We start from the raw sequence: 14,136 nt of genomic DNA, 5'->3' as shown, positions 1-14,136 counted from the left end.
TCAGGCGTAGAAAACTGTGGCTAGACCTAAAAAGGCAAAGAATCCAACCACATCAGTAATAGTTGTTAAGAGTACACTGCCTGCTAGCGCAGGATCTATACCCAATGATTTTAGACATATAGGCAGTAGGGTGCCTGCTATAGCGCCGGCTATGAGGTTAATCACTATGGCCAAGGCGATAACTATGCCTATATTTATATCTTGGAACCAGAGCGTGGCGACTACTGCAATAACCAGAGCCCATAAAATACCGTTGAGGGCACCTACGACGATCTCTCTGTTTAACAGCCAACCGGCGTTCGATCGTTCAACGTGTCCTAGTGCTTGCCCACGAATTACAAGTGTTAAGGTCTGCGAGCCTGCAATACCGCCCATGGAGGCTACAATCGGCATTAAAACTGCTAAAGCTACGACTTTTTCAATCGTATCTTCAAATATACCAATAACGGCGGAGGCTATAAATGCTGTAAGTAGATTGATGCCTAACCAAACAGCTCGGCGTCGAGTCGTTTTCAACACTGGCGCAAAAGTATCTTCATCTTCATCCAGGCCAGCCATGCTCATTAGAGAATGGTCAGCATCTTCACGGATGACATCGACAACGTCATCGATTGTGATACGACCAAGAAGTTTACCATCATCGTCAACGACAGGTGCTGAAACCAAATCATGCTCTTCAAAGAGTGAAGCAACTTGATCATCAGGCATATCTGCATTGATTGGTTCTATATCCGTATTCATGATCTCACGGATCGTGATAGACGGATCTGACACGAGCAGTTTGGTTAACGGTAGTAGCCCAATGTAGGAATCTTTTCGACTTACAACGATCAAGCTATCCGTCATTTCAGGGATTTCATCGTGACGGCGGATATAACGTAAAGTAGTTTCTACGCTGATATCAGGACGGATAGTGGTTGTATCCGTGTTCATCAGACCGCCAGCTGTATCTTCTGGATAGGATAGAAGTTGCTCAACTCTGCGGCGGTTTTGCTTATCCATAATCCGCAGGGTTTCTTTCATCACTCGATTTGGAAGCTGCTGAAGCACGTCAACCATATCGTCCGAATCTAGTGATTCTGTAAGCGCTAAAACCTCTTCCGAATTCATACGGCTTAGGATATCAGCCTGAATTTCATCCCCAAGGTGCTGTAAAACTTCTGCTTCAAGATCCTCAGAGATCAAGTTCCATAGAATTTGACGCTCTTTTGGTGGGGATTTTTCAATTAGGCGAGCTACTTCGGTCGGGCGAAGAGCGCGGTTTAGCGTAAATCGAATCTGGCGAAATTCACCGCAATCGAGTGCTTCATTGAGCTTGTCCAGATTAGACTTGGTTTCTGTCTGCGCCATAGGATGCCGTCGCTAATGATTCGTCACGATGCTGTGAAAAATAGGAAGTCTTCTAACGCGTTGATTATAGCGGATTGTAAAGGCAGGGATAACCCAATGATATGTATAAAATTATTACTCGTCTTCGTCGAAGCGATTATTGATTAGTTCTTCGATGGCAATGAGAGCGCTTTCTTCATCTGCTCCCTGAGTTTTTATGCATAGAGTAGTGCCCTGGCTAGCAGCTAACATCATAACGGACATTATGCTTTTTCCATCCACTTCTCGGCCATCTTTTACTAAAGTGATATCAGCAGAGAAGCGTGAAGTAACACCGATTAGCTTAGCTGCGGCGCGAGCATGGAGACCTAGTTTATTGATGATTTCTAGTTCTTTTTCTTGCATCGGTGTTAACTCAATTCTCTATGGCGGACATGAACATTATCCATGTGTTGTGAGAAATGGGAAGCCAGACGTTCGCTTATATAAACCGAACGGTGTTGACCTCCAGTACAGCCGATGCCGATTGTTATATAGCTGCGATTATTTTCGGCAAAGCGGGGCAGCCAGCGAGATAGAAATTCAGTGATATCACTGATCATCTCGTTTACTTCTGCTGAATTGTTTAGAAAGTCTTGAACCGGCTGTTCCTGCCCTGTAAATTTTCTCAGCTCTGGGACCCAATGGGGGTTAGGTAGTGCGCGGACGTCGTATACAAAATCGACATCTAGAGGAACCCCATGTTTAAAACCAAAGGATTCAAATTGAACGGAAAGAGTTTGCTCTTTTCGCTTAGCAACACGGAGCTTGACCGTATCCCTCAAGTCATAAAGGGGTAGGCGCGTTGTATCTATTCGAATATCAGCAAGGCTAGCAATAGGTTCCAGTAATTCAGATTCTGATTGGATAGACTGTTGTAGATTTTTATGTTTATCAGAAAGCGGGTGTTTTCTTCGGGTTGAGCTGTATCTTTTTAATAGCGTAGCTTCAGATGAATCGAGAAAAATTACTTCATATTCTGCCCAGCGTTCTTGGCGAAGGTTAAGCAAAATTTGAGGGAATTTGGATAGGTTGCTGAGTAGATTGCGCGCATCAATGCTGACCGCTATGCGATCAGGATGACTGGGTTCACTACTCATCTGCTGGACTAAATCAGGTAGCAATAATGCTGGAAGGTTGTCTATGCAATAGAAACCTATATCTTCTAGAGCTTGTAGAGCCGTACTTTTGCCGGAACCGGATCGACCGCTTATCACTACAAGCTTCATTTCACATCCTATGAACTAAGTTGGCAAATTGCCTGATAGAGTACTTCGTTATCTTCAACACTTCTTAACTGTTCTCGTACACTCTCCTGGCTAAATAGCTCAGCAATCGCGGCAAGAGTTTGTAAGTGTTCAGACGTAGCATCTTCTGGTACCAAAAGAACAAACAATAGATCTACCGGTTTGCTATCTATGGCATCGAAATCAATAGGTTGAGCCAATTTGATTAAGTAGCCTTTGGCATCGTTGCAGTCAGCAAGTCGGCAATGGGGTATAGCTATGCCATCGCCTATGCCTGTACTGCCTAATTTCTCGCGACCGTGTAAGCCGTTGAAGATGCAAGATGCTTCTAGGTTAGGGTTTTGCTCTGAAATAATTTCAGATGCTTTTTCCAGAATTCGTTTTTTACTGCTCCCCTCAAGGCCGCAAAGGGTGCTTGAGGGGGTTAATAGTTCATGGACCAACATAATACGTTGTAGCGTGAGGCCTATTTGTGATTTTTAAGTTTTTCTTTATGTTTGATAACTTGACGGTCTAGTTTGTCTGTTAGGCCGTCAATTGCAGCATACATATCATCGTGCTCGTGCGTCGCGAAAAGTTGTGCGCCTGAGACATGCATCTCGGCATCTGCTTTCTGACGTTGTTTCTCGATGCTTAGTGTTACTTGAACATTGGTGATGTTATCGAAGTGACGCTCAATTTTCTGCATTTTTTCTAGGACGTAGTTTTGCATTGAATCAGTCAGTTCAACATGATGTCCAGTAATATTAATCTGCATAGGTCTCTCCTACATTAGTGGAGGCGTTTTGCCGCCGTCCTTATTTATTATCTCTTTATTAAACCAGACGCTTTCTTTCATTAGAAGGAGGAATGCCCATTGCTTCACGATATTTTGCAATGGTACGTCTAGCTACTTTGAATCCTTGTTCATCTAGGAACTGTGCGATTTTATTATCGCTCAAAGGTTTTGCTGTGTTCTCTGCTGCAACCATCTTTTTAATTAGGGCGCGGATTGCTGTTGAAGATGCTGCTCCGCCTGTAGCTGTGCTGACATGGCTGGAGAAGAAGTATTTCAATTCAAAAATACCGCGAGGTGTGTGCATAAACTTTTGCGTTGTTACACGAGAGATAGTGGATTCATGCATCTCTACTGCTTCAGCAATATCGTGTAATACCATGGGTTTCATGCCTTCTTCGCCATGATCTAGAAAACCTGATTGTCGTTTAACGATCTCATTGGACACTTTTAATAGTGTTTCATTACGGCTTTGTAGGCTTTTAATAAACCAACGTGCTTCTTGAAGATGGTTTTTCAGATAGGTGTTATCCGAACTGTTATCAGCGCGCTTTACTAAACCTGCATAACCGGAGTTTATCCTAAGTTTAGGCGAAACTTCTGGATTTAGGTTAACAGTCCAAACACCGCGTTGTTTTGTTACGATGACATCTGGAATAACATATTCTGCAGCGGTCTGGCTAATGCTAGCGCCAGGCTTAGGGTTGAGGCTTTGAATGAGCTGAATAACTTGTTGTAGTTGCGGCTCTTTCAGGCGCGTCTTGCGCATTAATTGACGATAGTCGTGGGTGCCTAGAAGCTTGATGTATTGATTCACCACTTTAATGGCTTCATTGCGCCATGGTGTATCAGATGGAAGTTGGCGAAGCTGTATAGCTAGGCATTCGCTAAGGTTGCGACAAGCTATGCCAGCCGGATCAAATTGTTGAATACGATGCAGTACGGCTTCTATTTCATCAAGTTCAACTTCGTCACTCTCATCAGAATTTTGTTCCAAAAAGTGCTCATGAATCTCTTCAAGAGGAACAGTTAAATAACCATCCGGATTAATGCCATCAATAATGTTGGTCGCAATGAGTCGATCTAGATCGCTCATAGGCGTCAAGTTTAGTTGCCAGTGAAGGTGATCTTGTAAGGTTTCTTCTGCGGTGTCGTTTGATTCAAACGAATCAAGATCTTCTTTACTTAACGTTGGTGTGGAAGATTGGTAGGTGTCTTCCCAGTTACTGTCAGTAGATAGTTCTTCCGGAATGCTCTCATTCCAATTATCTTCAGCCGCAGGTGTGTCGTCGAAATCCTGTTCTGCTGAAGTGTTATTCTCTAATTCTTCGGCAGCAGCGCTTTGATGTGTTTCTAGATTGTTATCCTGTTCATTAGATGGCGCATCAGGAGTGTTGTCATCCTCAGATACATCCAGCATAGGATTGCTTTCAAGTGCCTCCTGAATCTCTTGTTGAAGATCCAGTGTAGATAATTGCAGCAGGCGAATCGCTTGCTGCAATTGTGGTGTCATTGTGAGCTGTTGCCCAATTTTTAAATGAAGCGCTTGTTTCATAATACGGCGGCACTAACTCCAGAGGCTACAATCATCTAGTTATTATCTATGGGTTTATAAGGTGAATTGATCACCGAGATACGCATCGCGCACTGCTTCATTATTCATAATGTCATCAGGCTTACCATTGGCAAGTATAGTGCCTTCACTGACAATATAGGCACTTTCGCAGATATCTAGTGTTTCTCTGACATTGTGATCAGTAATCAAAATGCCGATACCTTTGGACTGAAGGTGACGAATCGTTTGTTTGATGTCATTGACTGAAATAGGGTCAACACCAGCAAAAGGTTCATCTAAAAGCACAAATTCAGGCTCAGTTGCCAATGCTCTGGCGATTTCAACCCTACGTCGTTCACCGCCAGATAGGCTCATGCCAAGGCTATCGCGAATATGAGTGATGTGAAACTCTTCCAGAAGCTCATTCATTTTGGACTTGATCGCTTGTTGATCTAAATCTTTTCGTGTCTCTAGTATCGCGAGCAAGTTGTCTTGTACAGATAGTTTGCGAAAAATTGAGGCTTCTTGAGGCAGGTAACCAATGCCCTCACGAGCACGTCCGTGCATAGGAAGGGCTGTGATATCTTGATCTTTAATTTTAACTTGGCCTCGGTCTGCTTGTACAAGACCGACTATCATATAAAAGCAGGTGGTTTTGCCTGCACCATTGGGTCCGAGAAGCCCAACAATCTCACCGCTATTAATTTTTAGTGAGACGTCTTTTACTACTTCTCGTCCTTTGTAGCGCTTAGCTAAATTTCGCGCTTCCAATAAGCTCATTACAGCAGGCCTTATTTCTTCTTAGTGGGCTGAATGACCATATTTACACGGCCTTTTTCTTTAGCGTCTTTTGATGTCGCACCAAAAGCATCCACAATTGATTTGTCTAGGTCATAAATAATTTTATTGCCAGTAAAGGTGTCTTTGCCTTGTACGACTTTGGCACTTTGCGTAATGGTTAATTTCTTTTTGTTAACCATGTACACCATGTGTTTGCCCCAAGCATCACTGAAGTCACCATTCACTTCCTGTTGTTGGCGGAAGTGAGCGGGCGCGCCTTTAGCGACTAATTTATCCACACCTTCGTTGGCGCGGTGCATATCTACATGGGCTGCTTCGATCAGCAGTGAGCCTTGCTTGATAATGACATTGCCCTTATAGGTGGTGATGCCAGTCGTGTCATTAATGCTAGCGGAATCTGCTGTGATGTAGATCGGCTTATCCTGATCATCAGGCAGGGCGAAAGTGGTATTCGACGCAAGCAAACATAGTGCTACAAGCGTTTGTGATAACCTAATCAACATTTTGATGTGTTCCTTCTACCCTTGAATGCAAATTTAAAACACGGGTGTTGAAATTAATATCCATTCCAGTGCCTTGCATTAGAGTGTGTTCAGTTTCTAAATTCACTGGCAGGTCTGTTTCGGCGATATCTTTTTTGGGATAAATCGTCAGCGCTTCGGTGGTTAGCTCTTTGCTCGAGCGCGCATTTGAATTATCAATAACAATGACATTACCTGCAAGATCTATTCGGCTGTTATCGTCTTGTGCTGTACCTCTATCTGAAGAAATGTTGACAGCGGAGTTGTCAGAGCGATAAAGATTGCTTTTAGGTTCAATCAGTAAATTTTGTTTGTCTTTCGGACTATGTTCTAGCCGCGGCATCGTTAATTCTTGCTTTAGATTGCCGTTAATATCCCATTCTTTAACCGTTGCTTGATCGACAAAATAATCCATCTTTTCAGATAGGGATGTATTGGTTGTGCCGTGTTCTTGAGGTGAGCCTGAAAATCCCCAATACAGGAGTATTGGGATTAAGATGGCAGCAGCGATAATAATGCGTAATTTACTACTTAGATCAGGCATTTGCAGGAACTTTTAAAGGTACTTAGCATGTAATTGTTCAAGTTTACCTTGAGCTTCAAGGATATGCTCGCAAAATTCTCTTGCAGCCCCTTCACCACCTCTGCGTATGCTACACCAATCGGCATGTTGCTTGACCAATTCGTGCCCGTTTGGAACACAGGCGCCAAATGCGCAGTGACGAATAGCGGATAGGTCTGGCAAATCGTCACCTATATAAGCAGTTGTAGCTGCACTATGTGAGGTGTTAGACCAAAGCTCTTCTAAAGCGACAAGCTTATCTTCGCGTCCTTGAAATAGGTAATCGATACCCAGTGATTTACTGCGAAGTTCTACTTGTGGGGAGCTACGCCCAGTAATGATTGCAGTCTCGATGCCTGCTTCCATCAATAGTTTTAAGCCAAGGCCGTCCAGTGTATTGAACTGCTTGACCTCTTGACCATTGGGGAGAAAAAGAAGTTGGCCGTTGGTTAAAATGCCATCTACATCAAAAACAGCAAGTGTAATGTTCTTTAGATAAGTTGCTACTGTCATTAAATAACGCCTGCTTTAAGTAGGTCGTGCATGTTTAGAGCGCCAATTGGCCTATTCGATTCATCCGTCACTATAAGTGCGTTTATTTTCTTGGCTTCCATTATTTGTAGGCACTCAGCAGCCAAGGCTTCGCTGCTGACTGTGGTGCCTTTGCGAGTCATGACATTATCTATAGCTGTGGTTTTAAGATCTACGTTCTGATCTAGAGCCCGGCGTAAATCTCCATCGGTGAATATGCCGAGTAACTTGCCATCTTTATCTACGATTGTAGTCATGCCTAGGCGTTTACGAGTAACTTCTAAAAGTGCTTCTTGTAAAAGGGTTCCAGACTCGACTTCAGGAACGTCCTGATCAGCGTGCATAATATCGCTTACTTTTAGGAGTAATTTTCTACCTAAGCTGCCACCTGGGTGAGAAAAAGCAAAATCTTCTGCGCTAAATCCGCGTGCTTCTAATAGTGCTATAGCCAACGCATCTCCGAGTACTAACTGAGTTGTAGTACTTGAGGTTGGCGCTAAACCAAGAGGGCAGGCTTCTTTTTCAACGCCAATATGGAGGTTTGCATCAGACGCTGTGGATAAGGTTGAATCTGCATTTGCCGTAATACTAATAAGCGGTGCCTTCATTCTTTTTAATAGAGGAATGATGGTAGCGACTTCGGCTGTTTCTCCTGAATTAGATAGGGCGATAACCACATCGTTTGAAGTGATCATTCCTAGGTCGCCATGACTTGCTTCGCCAGGGTGAACAAAGAAGGAGGGTGAGCCAGTGCTTGCTAGAGTTGCAGCAATTTTTTTACCGATGTGACCTGATTTCCCCATGCCTGTAACAATGATTCTGCCGGTACATTGAAACATCAGTTCGCAGGCGCGAATAAAATTCTCATCCAGATGGCTAACTAAATCAGAAACTGCTTCCGCTTCGAGTTGAATCGTACGTCTTGCTGAACTGAGAAAATCAGGTTGCGACATCAGAAACCTATTATGTTAATTAAGAGACGGTCATAGTGTATAGCAGGACCAGATAGCCTGCATAGGCAGCAGTTAAAAGGCTGCCTTCAAAACGACTGATAGAAGGGGGCTTTTGCCAAAGGGCGAAAGCCATCAGCGCGAAAGTTAATCCAAGCATAGCAACATAGTCTCGTTGCAGAACAATAGCATCCATGCCGATTGGAGCAATTAGACCTGGAACCGCCATTACTGCGACAAGGTTGAAAATGTTAGAGCCCACTACGTTGCCAATAGCGATGTCGTGATGGTTCTTTAATGCGCTTGCTACAGATGCAGCTAACTCGGGTAGACTGGTACCTATAGCGACGATTGTAAGGCCTACAACGAGTTTACTGACGCCCATTGCAAATGCGATTTCACTTGCGCCCCAAACAAGTAACCTAGAGCTCGCTGCTAGAACAGCCAGTCCCGTGATCAACCAAAAAATAGCCTTTTTAGTTTCCAGTTCAGGTAGCTCTTCTTGATCATTTGCCAATTCATCTTGAGGCGCATTTTTTTGAAATCGATTAAATAGATAAAGGCATACTGCTAGGGCAATTAGCAGAATAACGCCATCCATGCGGCTTAGATTTAGGTCGAAAAGAATTACACCGGCAAGTAGGGTAACGCCTAATAGTAGAGGAAGTTCTTTTCGAAGAACGCCTGATTTTACGGGTAAAGGCGCAATGAGTGCGGTAATGCCAAGCACCAGTGCGATGTTAGCAATATTGGAACCAAGTGCGTTACCAATTGCAAGGTCTCCAGCTCCGGATGTGGATGCCATGATCGAAACTAGGATTTCGGGTGCTGAAGTACCAAATGAAACAATTGTCAGGCCGATAAGCATCGGTGACATACCAAAATTTTTAGCTGTCGCCGCAGCCCCTTCTACAAACTTATCTGCACTCCAGACTAATAAAACTAAGCCGGCCAATAGTGCCAAAATTGGGTAAAGCATAAAGAAAATATGTTCCAGTATTAGATGAAGGACGCTATTAAAACAGAATGCAGTTATTGTTTAAATCGGCACGAAGTAACTATAGGTAAATATTCCCGTTTTTATATCGAAATGGTATAGTTGTGGCCCCACAAAGTAGGGGTTATTGAATAAAGCCTGAACAGTGGAACGGACTTAAGCTGTTTTGCACGTTTTATAAATGGAATCTTATGAGTCAGTTTGATGATGTAGTCATCGATATTCAGCAGTTGAGCTTCGCTCGAGGTGAAAGGCCGATATATAGTAATGTCGATCTTAAAATACCTCGCGGAAAAATTACTGCAATCATGGGCCCTTCAGGTACCGGTAAAACAACACTGCTAAAATTGATTGGCGGTCAGTTGAAACCCGATACAGGCTCTATCTCGATTGATGGTCAAAATATCCCAGAATTAAGTCGTAGCGAACTGTTTTCGGTTCGTGAACGTATGGGTATGCTTTTTCAGAGCGGCGCTCTTTTTACCGATATTAGCGTATTTGAAAATGTGGCTTTCCCTCTTCGTGTCCACACGAATCTATCTGAAGATATGATTCGCGATATCGTATTGATGAAGCTTCATGCAGTCGGTTTGCGCGGTGCTAATAAGCTAATGCCAAGCGAACTATCGGGAGGTATGGCACGACGTGTTGCGCTTGCACGAGCGATTGCATTAGATCCTGATATTTTAATGTATGATGAACCATTCACTGGTCAAGACCCTATTGCAATGGGCGTGCTAGTTAATCTCATCAGGCATCTAAATAACTCTTTAGGCCATACCAGCATCATTGTTTCACATGACATTCAGGAAACTTTAGGTATAGCTGACTACGTATTTATTCTTGCTGATGCAAAAGTCGTTGCTCAGGGGACGCCAGAAGAGTTGTTGGAAGTAGAATCTCCACAGGTGAAACAGTTTATGCACGGCTTGCCAGATGGTCCTGTGCCGTTTCATTTTCCTGCAGGTGATTATGCTGATGATTTGCTACAAGGTGGTTTGAAATGAACAAGTTAGCCTCCTTAGGGCATGTGACATTAAGTAAGCTTGCAGCGTTCGGACGAGCAACAATGATCCTATTTCAATCATTGATCGCCAAGCCGCAGCCGCTAATGATGTTTCCTTTATTGGTAAAACAGATCTATTTCGTTGGCGTGTTGTCGATGATAATTATCGTAGTGTCGGGGCTGTTTATCGGTATGGTATTAGGTCTGCAAGGCTACACCATTCTTGTCGATTACGGATCTGAACAAGCCGTGGGGCAAATGGTTGCGTTGAGTTTGGTTAGAGAATTGGCCCCGGTTGTGACTGCCTTGCTCTTTGCCGGGCGAGCTGGCTCTGCTTTAACGGCGGAAATTGGCTTGATGAAAGCGACAGAGCAGCTTTCTAGCTTAGAAATGATTGGTGTTGACCCATTGCGTCGCATTATTGCGCCACGTTTTTGGGCTGGCTTTATTTGCTTACCTATTTTGGCGGCTATATTCGCAATCGTAGGGATCTACGGTGGAGCTTTGGTGAGTATTGATTGGCTGGGTATCTACGATGGTTCTTTTTGGGCCAATATGCAGAACTCAGTAGATTTTTATGAAGATGTTGTTAACGGCTTAATTAAAGCGGTTGCCTTCGGCTTCGTTGTAACTTGGATTGCTGTATTCCAAGGCTATGACTGTATACCAACCTCGGAGGGTATTAGTCAGGCTACAACGAAAACAGTGGTTTATTCATCCCTAGCGGTGTTAGGCCTAGATTTTATTCTTACAGCAGTAATGTTTGGAGAACTTTGATATGCGTATGCGGGTCTTGGAGATCAGCGTAGGTGCCTTTGTTTTGGCAGGTATTTTAGCGTTGGTAGGATTGGCGTTGAACGTAAGTGGTTTAAGTATGTCTACAAGTGACAATACTTATACTGTTTATGCCCGCTTTGAAAATATTGGTGGTTTGGCACCTCGAGCAAAAGTAACAATGTCCGGTGTCACTATTGGTAAAGTTACAAGCATTGAGCTAGACACGGAACAGTTAGTCGCTAAAGTTTCTATGGAAATAAATGGCGATGTGGATTTTCTTTCCATCGATAGTTCTGCAGCGATTCTAACTGCAGGTTTACTGGGTGAGCAGTATATCGGTGTTACCGTTGGGGCCGAAGAGGAATATCTCAGTAATGGTGGCTTTATCGAAGATACCCAATCAGCGCTAGTGCTGGAGGAGTTAATCGGTAAATTCCTCTTCAATGAAGCGAGTGAGTAATTATGTTACAACAGGTTTTTAAACGATTAGGCCATTTGGCTGCGATCGTTGCTTTCATGTTTTCTTTTAATGCTTATGCATCTTGGGAAGAAGCGGGCAAAGTGATTGAAGGCGCTACTTCAGATGTTCTTCAGTTATTAGGCAACGAAGAACTTCTAAAGGAAGAGCAGAAAGATCAATTAGTTTCAGAAATTGACACTATTCTTTCTCCTGTAGTGGACTTCGATTACATCGCCAAAGGTGTAATGGGGAAATACTATCGCAGAGCGTCAAAAGAGCAACGTGAAGAGTTTAGTGGTGTTTTCAAAACAACTTTGTTGAAAACCTACGCTAAAGCACTTGTCGGGTTTAAAATTGAACGTTATGAGATGGTGCCACCTCGTAAGAAAAGCCCTGATGAGAAAAAGCAGATTGTTACAGTAAACGTTTTTGCTGCAGATGGTACTAAATTTGCGCTGATCTACTATATGAAAAAGAGTGCAGATGAATGGAAATTAGTGAACGCTGTTTTGGATGGCAGCGTAAATATCAAACTGAGCTTTAAAAACCAGTTTGCAGATCTAATGCAGCGTAATCGTAATAACGTCGATAAAGTTATTACTAGCTGGAAAGATAAGGTAGACCCAGACAAGGAAAGTGCTTAATGGCAACCGCTAGCATTAAGTCAGCACAGTTAATTGCGATTGAAGGTGAGCTTAAATTCCCTGTGATCATGCAACTTCGTAAGCAGGTTGAATCGTTATTGTCTGGTTTGAATGGTACGGCGCAAGTAGATTTTGACGGGGTTACTGCAGTAGACAGTTCTGCGTTGTCTTTTTGGTTGTGTTGTTTACGTTTTGCAAAATGTAATAGATTGGAGCTTGAGCCGATCAACTTACCTGTAGAAATGCAGGGGATTGCAAAATTGGTTGGGCTTGAAGATCTAACAAATTGATTAGTATTAAGTGATATTGGATTAAGGCGATGCTTAGCATCGCCTTTTTTGTCATGATCCGGTATTATTTCCGCCTTATTTTTATCTAGAAGTATTCTATCGGGAGCTTTGCATGCAGGCTGAACAGGTTAAGCAGATTCTGGAATCTCAACTTGAGAACTGTGTAGTTACAACCGCAGGTGAAGGGTGTGATTTTCAGGTAACCGTTGTAGGTGAACTGTTTGAAGGGTTGCGCCCGGTGAAATGTCAGCAGCTTGTCTATGCTTGCTTGAATGAGCATATCGCAAATGGAACGATTCACGCTCTAACGATTAAGACATACACCCCTGCGCAGTGGGAAGCTTCCCAGAACTAAACGCCTTTTACTGGATTGACCATGGATAAACTTATTATTACAGGTGGCGAGCAGCTCACAGGTGAAGTTCGTATCTCCGGTGCTAAAAACTCGGCGTTACCTATCCTTGCTTCTGCTTTGCTAGCGTCTGAGCCAGTTACAATTTGTAACTTGCCACACTTACATGACATTACGACGATGCTTGAGCTTTTGCGTCGTATGGGTGTTGAGCTAGTAATTGATGAAAAATTAAATGTAGAAATTGATGCCAGCACAATCGATAAACTGGTTGCACCATACGAACTAGTAAAAACGATGCGTGCATCAATCTTGGTACTGGGCCCTATGGTGGCGCACTTTGGCGAAGCTGAAGTCTCCCTTCCTGGTGGTTGTGCTATCGGTTCACGCCCAGTCGATCTTCATATTCAGGGTCTACGTGCAATGGGCGCAGACGTTGTTGTTGAAGGCGGTTATATCCGTGCTAAAACGAATGGTCGCTTAAAAGGTGCCCGCGTGTTCTTTGATACTGTAACAGTTACAGGTACAGAGAATATTCTGATGGCGGCAACGCTGGCCGAAGGCCAGAGTATTCTTGAGAATGCTGCTCGTGAACCTGAAGTGGTAGACTTAGCAGAATGTTTGATCGCGATGGGTGCGGACATTACTGGTCACGGTACAGATACCATTGTTGTTAATGGTGTTGAAAAACTTCATGGTTGTAAATTTCCTGTGGTTGCTGACCGTATTGAGACTGGTACATACCTAGCTGCTGTAGCGGCAACGCGCGGTAAGGTAAAGATCAAAAATACATCGCCAGCAATTCTTGATGCTGTTCTACAAAAGCTTGAAGAAGCGGGCGCACATATCACTACAGGTGATGATTGGATTGAGCTGGATATGAAAGGTCAGCGTCCAAAAGCAGTTAACGTGACTACAGCGCCTTATCCTGCTTTCCCAACAGATATGCAAGCGCAATTCTCGGCGATGAATGCGGTATCTGAGGGCGTCAGTATTCTAAAAGAAACCATATTTGAAAACCGTTTTATGCACATGCAAGAGATGATTCGCATGGGCGCTAAAATCAATATTGATGGCAATACCGCAGTGGTAGAAGGGGTTGAGCGTCTACAGGCAGCGCCTGTTATGGCAACAGATCTGCGTGCTTCTGCAAGTTTGGTTATTGCTGCATTGGTTGCAGACGGTGACACCGTAATTGATCGTATCTACCACATCGATCGCGGTTACGAGTGTATTGAAGAAAAATTACAGTTATTAGGCGCACGTATTAAGCGTGTTCCAGGTTAAACAGGTATATAGA

Annotated in this window: 19 protein-coding genes; 7 read left to right on the top strand and 12 right to left on the bottom strand. The window is 43.5% G+C overall.

The window, feature by feature from the left end:
* The 12 genes from mgtE to ACMXYP_RS12705 all read right to left on the bottom strand — a co-directional run bounded on the left by mgtE (position 1) and on the right by ACMXYP_RS12705 (position 9,289).
* Positions 1-1,350 carry a magnesium transporter gene (mgtE, locus tag ACMXYP_RS12760; RefSeq protein WP_415882018.1) on the bottom strand — a complete coding sequence of 450 codons (1,350 nt, stop codon included), beginning with the start codon at positions 1,348-1,350 and terminating at the stop codon, positions 1-3.
* Between the two features lie 114 nt (positions 1,351-1,464).
* Positions 1,465-1,734 (bottom strand): HPr family phosphocarrier protein, encoded by a 270-nt coding sequence (locus ACMXYP_RS12755; protein WP_415882017.1) that lies wholly within the window; start codon positions 1,732-1,734, stop codon positions 1,465-1,467.
* A 5-nt stretch (positions 1,735-1,739) separates the two neighbouring features.
* Entirely contained in the window at positions 1,740-2,597 is an 858-nt protein-coding gene (gene rapZ / locus ACMXYP_RS12750; RefSeq protein ID WP_415882016.1) for an RNase adapter RapZ, read from the bottom strand.
* Positions 2,598-2,605: 8 nt separating this feature from the next.
* Positions 2,606-3,064 carry a PTS IIA-like nitrogen regulatory protein PtsN gene (gene ptsN / locus ACMXYP_RS12745; RefSeq protein ID WP_415884671.1) on the bottom strand — a complete coding sequence of 153 codons (459 nt, stop codon included), beginning with the start codon at positions 3,062-3,064 and terminating at the stop codon, positions 2,606-2,608.
* 17 nt (positions 3,065-3,081) lie between these two features.
* Positions 3,082-3,372 carry a ribosome hibernation-promoting factor, HPF/YfiA family gene (gene hpf / locus ACMXYP_RS12740; RefSeq protein WP_415882015.1) on the bottom strand — a complete coding sequence of 97 codons (291 nt, stop codon included), beginning with the start codon at positions 3,370-3,372 and terminating at the stop codon, positions 3,082-3,084.
* 58 nt (positions 3,373-3,430) lie between these two features.
* Positions 3,431-4,945 carry an RNA polymerase factor sigma-54 gene (locus ACMXYP_RS12735; RefSeq protein ID WP_415882014.1) on the bottom strand — a complete coding sequence of 505 codons (1,515 nt, stop codon included), beginning with the start codon at positions 4,943-4,945 and terminating at the stop codon, positions 3,431-3,433.
* Between the two features lie 54 nt (positions 4,946-4,999).
* Positions 5,000-5,725, bottom strand: a complete 726-nt coding sequence (gene lptB / locus ACMXYP_RS12730; RefSeq protein WP_415882013.1) for an LPS export ABC transporter ATP-binding protein — start codon at positions 5,723-5,725, stop codon at positions 5,000-5,002.
* Between the two features lie 11 nt (positions 5,726-5,736).
* Positions 5,737-6,249 (bottom strand): lipopolysaccharide transport periplasmic protein LptA, encoded by a 513-nt coding sequence (gene lptA, locus ACMXYP_RS12725; protein ID WP_415882012.1) that lies wholly within the window; start codon positions 6,247-6,249, stop codon positions 5,737-5,739.
* Entirely contained in the window at positions 6,239-6,811 is a 573-nt protein-coding gene (gene lptC / locus ACMXYP_RS12720; protein WP_415882011.1) for an LPS export ABC transporter periplasmic protein LptC, read from the bottom strand. Before lptC ends, lptA begins: the two co-directional genes overlap by 11 nt.
* A gap of 12 nt (positions 6,812-6,823) precedes the next feature.
* Entirely contained in the window at positions 6,824-7,342 is a 519-nt protein-coding gene (locus ACMXYP_RS12715; RefSeq protein ID WP_415882010.1) for a KdsC family phosphatase, read from the bottom strand.
* On the bottom strand, positions 7,342-8,313 hold the full coding sequence (locus ACMXYP_RS12710) for a KpsF/GutQ family sugar-phosphate isomerase (RefSeq protein WP_415882009.1): 972 nt from the start codon (positions 8,311-8,313) through the stop codon (positions 7,342-7,344). The genes ACMXYP_RS12715 and ACMXYP_RS12710 overlap by 1 nt, the downstream gene beginning before the upstream one ends.
* 19 nt (positions 8,314-8,332) lie before the next feature.
* Positions 8,333-9,289: a calcium/sodium antiporter gene (locus ACMXYP_RS12705; RefSeq protein WP_415882008.1), complete on the bottom strand. Its 957-nt coding sequence runs from the start codon at positions 9,287-9,289 to the stop codon at positions 8,333-8,335.
* A gap of 209 nt (positions 9,290-9,498) precedes the next feature.
* On the opposite strand from ACMXYP_RS12705, the gene ACMXYP_RS12700 reads away from it, so the two are divergent.
* The 7 genes from ACMXYP_RS12700 to murA all read left to right on the top strand — a co-directional run bounded on the left by ACMXYP_RS12700 (position 9,499) and on the right by murA (position 14,123).
* A complete protein-coding gene (locus ACMXYP_RS12700; protein ID WP_415882007.1) occupies positions 9,499-10,314 on the top strand; it encodes an ATP-binding cassette domain-containing protein in 816 nt (271 codons plus the stop codon).
* Positions 10,311-11,090, top strand: coding sequence for a lipid asymmetry maintenance ABC transporter permease subunit MlaE (mlaE, locus tag ACMXYP_RS12695; protein ID WP_415882006.1), 780 nt, complete (start codon positions 10,311-10,313; stop codon positions 11,088-11,090). Before ACMXYP_RS12700 ends, mlaE begins: the two co-directional genes overlap by 4 nt.
* A gap of 1 nt (position 11,091) precedes the next feature.
* Positions 11,092-11,550 (top strand): outer membrane lipid asymmetry maintenance protein MlaD, encoded by a 459-nt coding sequence (mlaD, locus tag ACMXYP_RS12690; RefSeq protein ID WP_415882005.1) that lies wholly within the window; start codon positions 11,092-11,094, stop codon positions 11,548-11,550.
* 2 nt (positions 11,551-11,552) lie between these two features.
* Positions 11,553-12,194 carry an MlaC/ttg2D family ABC transporter substrate-binding protein gene (locus ACMXYP_RS12685; RefSeq protein WP_415882004.1) on the top strand — a complete coding sequence of 214 codons (642 nt, stop codon included), beginning with the start codon at positions 11,553-11,555 and terminating at the stop codon, positions 12,192-12,194.
* Positions 12,194-12,484 (top strand): STAS domain-containing protein, encoded by a 291-nt coding sequence (locus ACMXYP_RS12680; RefSeq protein WP_415882003.1) that lies wholly within the window; start codon positions 12,194-12,196, stop codon positions 12,482-12,484. Before ACMXYP_RS12685 ends, ACMXYP_RS12680 begins: the two co-directional genes overlap by 1 nt.
* Positions 12,485-12,596: 112 nt before the next feature.
* On the top strand, positions 12,597-12,839 hold the full coding sequence (locus ACMXYP_RS12675) for a BolA family protein (protein WP_415882002.1): 243 nt from the start codon (positions 12,597-12,599) through the stop codon (positions 12,837-12,839).
* Positions 12,840-12,860: 21 nt separating this feature from the next.
* Positions 12,861-14,123 (top strand): UDP-N-acetylglucosamine 1-carboxyvinyltransferase, encoded by a 1,263-nt coding sequence (gene murA / locus ACMXYP_RS12670; protein ID WP_415882001.1) that lies wholly within the window; start codon positions 12,861-12,863, stop codon positions 14,121-14,123.
* The last annotated feature ends 13 nt before the right edge of the window (positions 14,124-14,136 follow it).

Source organism: Neptuniibacter sp. QD34_54 (assembly GCF_047778055.1).
GTDB lineage: Bacteria > Pseudomonadota > Gammaproteobacteria > Pseudomonadales > Balneatricaceae > Neptuniibacter.
This window is presented reverse-complemented; position numbering and strand designations above follow the sequence as displayed.

Bases quoted from the DNA above. Each gene is read 5' to 3' on its own strand.
- mgtE (WP_415882018.1), bottom strand. From the start codon at position 1,350: ATGGCGCAGACAGAAACCAAGTCTAATCTGGACAAGCTCAATGAAGCA.
- ACMXYP_RS12755 (WP_415882017.1), bottom strand. From the start codon at position 1,734: ATGCAAGAAAAAGAACTAGAAATCATCAATAAACTAGGTCTCCATGCT.
- rapZ (WP_415882016.1), bottom strand. From the start codon at position 2,597: ATGAAGCTTGTAGTGATAAGCGGTCGATCCGGTTCCGGCAAAAGTACG.
- hpf (WP_415882015.1), bottom strand. From the start codon at position 3,372: ATGCAGATTAATATTACTGGACATCATGTTGAACTGACTGATTCAATG.
- ACMXYP_RS12735 (WP_415882014.1), bottom strand. From the start codon at position 4,945: ATGAAACAAGCGCTTCATTTAAAAATTGGGCAACAGCTCACAATGACA.
- lptB (WP_415882013.1), bottom strand. From the start codon at position 5,725: ATGAGCTTATTGGAAGCGCGAAATTTAGCTAAGCGCTACAAAGGACGA.
- lptA (WP_415882012.1), bottom strand. From the start codon at position 6,249: ATGTTGATTAGGTTATCACAAACGCTTGTAGCACTATGTTTGCTTGCG.
- lptC (WP_415882011.1), bottom strand. From the start codon at position 6,811: ATGCCTGATCTAAGTAGTAAATTACGCATTATTATCGCTGCTGCCATC.
- ACMXYP_RS12715 (WP_415882010.1), bottom strand. From the start codon at position 7,342: ATGACAGTAGCAACTTATCTAAAGAACATTACACTTGCTGTTTTTGAT.
- ACMXYP_RS12710 (WP_415882009.1), bottom strand. From the start codon at position 8,313: ATGTCGCAACCTGATTTTCTCAGTTCAGCAAGACGTACGATTCAACTC.
- ACMXYP_RS12705 (WP_415882008.1), bottom strand. From the start codon at position 9,289: ATGCTTTACCCAATTTTGGCACTATTGGCCGGCTTAGTTTTATTAGTC.
- ACMXYP_RS12700 (WP_415882007.1), top strand. From the start codon at position 9,499: ATGAGTCAGTTTGATGATGTAGTCATCGATATTCAGCAGTTGAGCTTC.
- mlaE (WP_415882006.1), top strand. From the start codon at position 10,311: ATGAACAAGTTAGCCTCCTTAGGGCATGTGACATTAAGTAAGCTTGCA.
- mlaD (WP_415882005.1), top strand. From the start codon at position 11,092: ATGCGTATGCGGGTCTTGGAGATCAGCGTAGGTGCCTTTGTTTTGGCA.
- ACMXYP_RS12685 (WP_415882004.1), top strand. From the start codon at position 11,553: ATGTTACAACAGGTTTTTAAACGATTAGGCCATTTGGCTGCGATCGTT.
- ACMXYP_RS12680 (WP_415882003.1), top strand. From the start codon at position 12,194: ATGGCAACCGCTAGCATTAAGTCAGCACAGTTAATTGCGATTGAAGGT.
- ACMXYP_RS12675 (WP_415882002.1), top strand. From the start codon at position 12,597: ATGCAGGCTGAACAGGTTAAGCAGATTCTGGAATCTCAACTTGAGAAC.
- murA (WP_415882001.1), top strand. From the start codon at position 12,861: ATGGATAAACTTATTATTACAGGTGGCGAGCAGCTCACAGGTGAAGTT.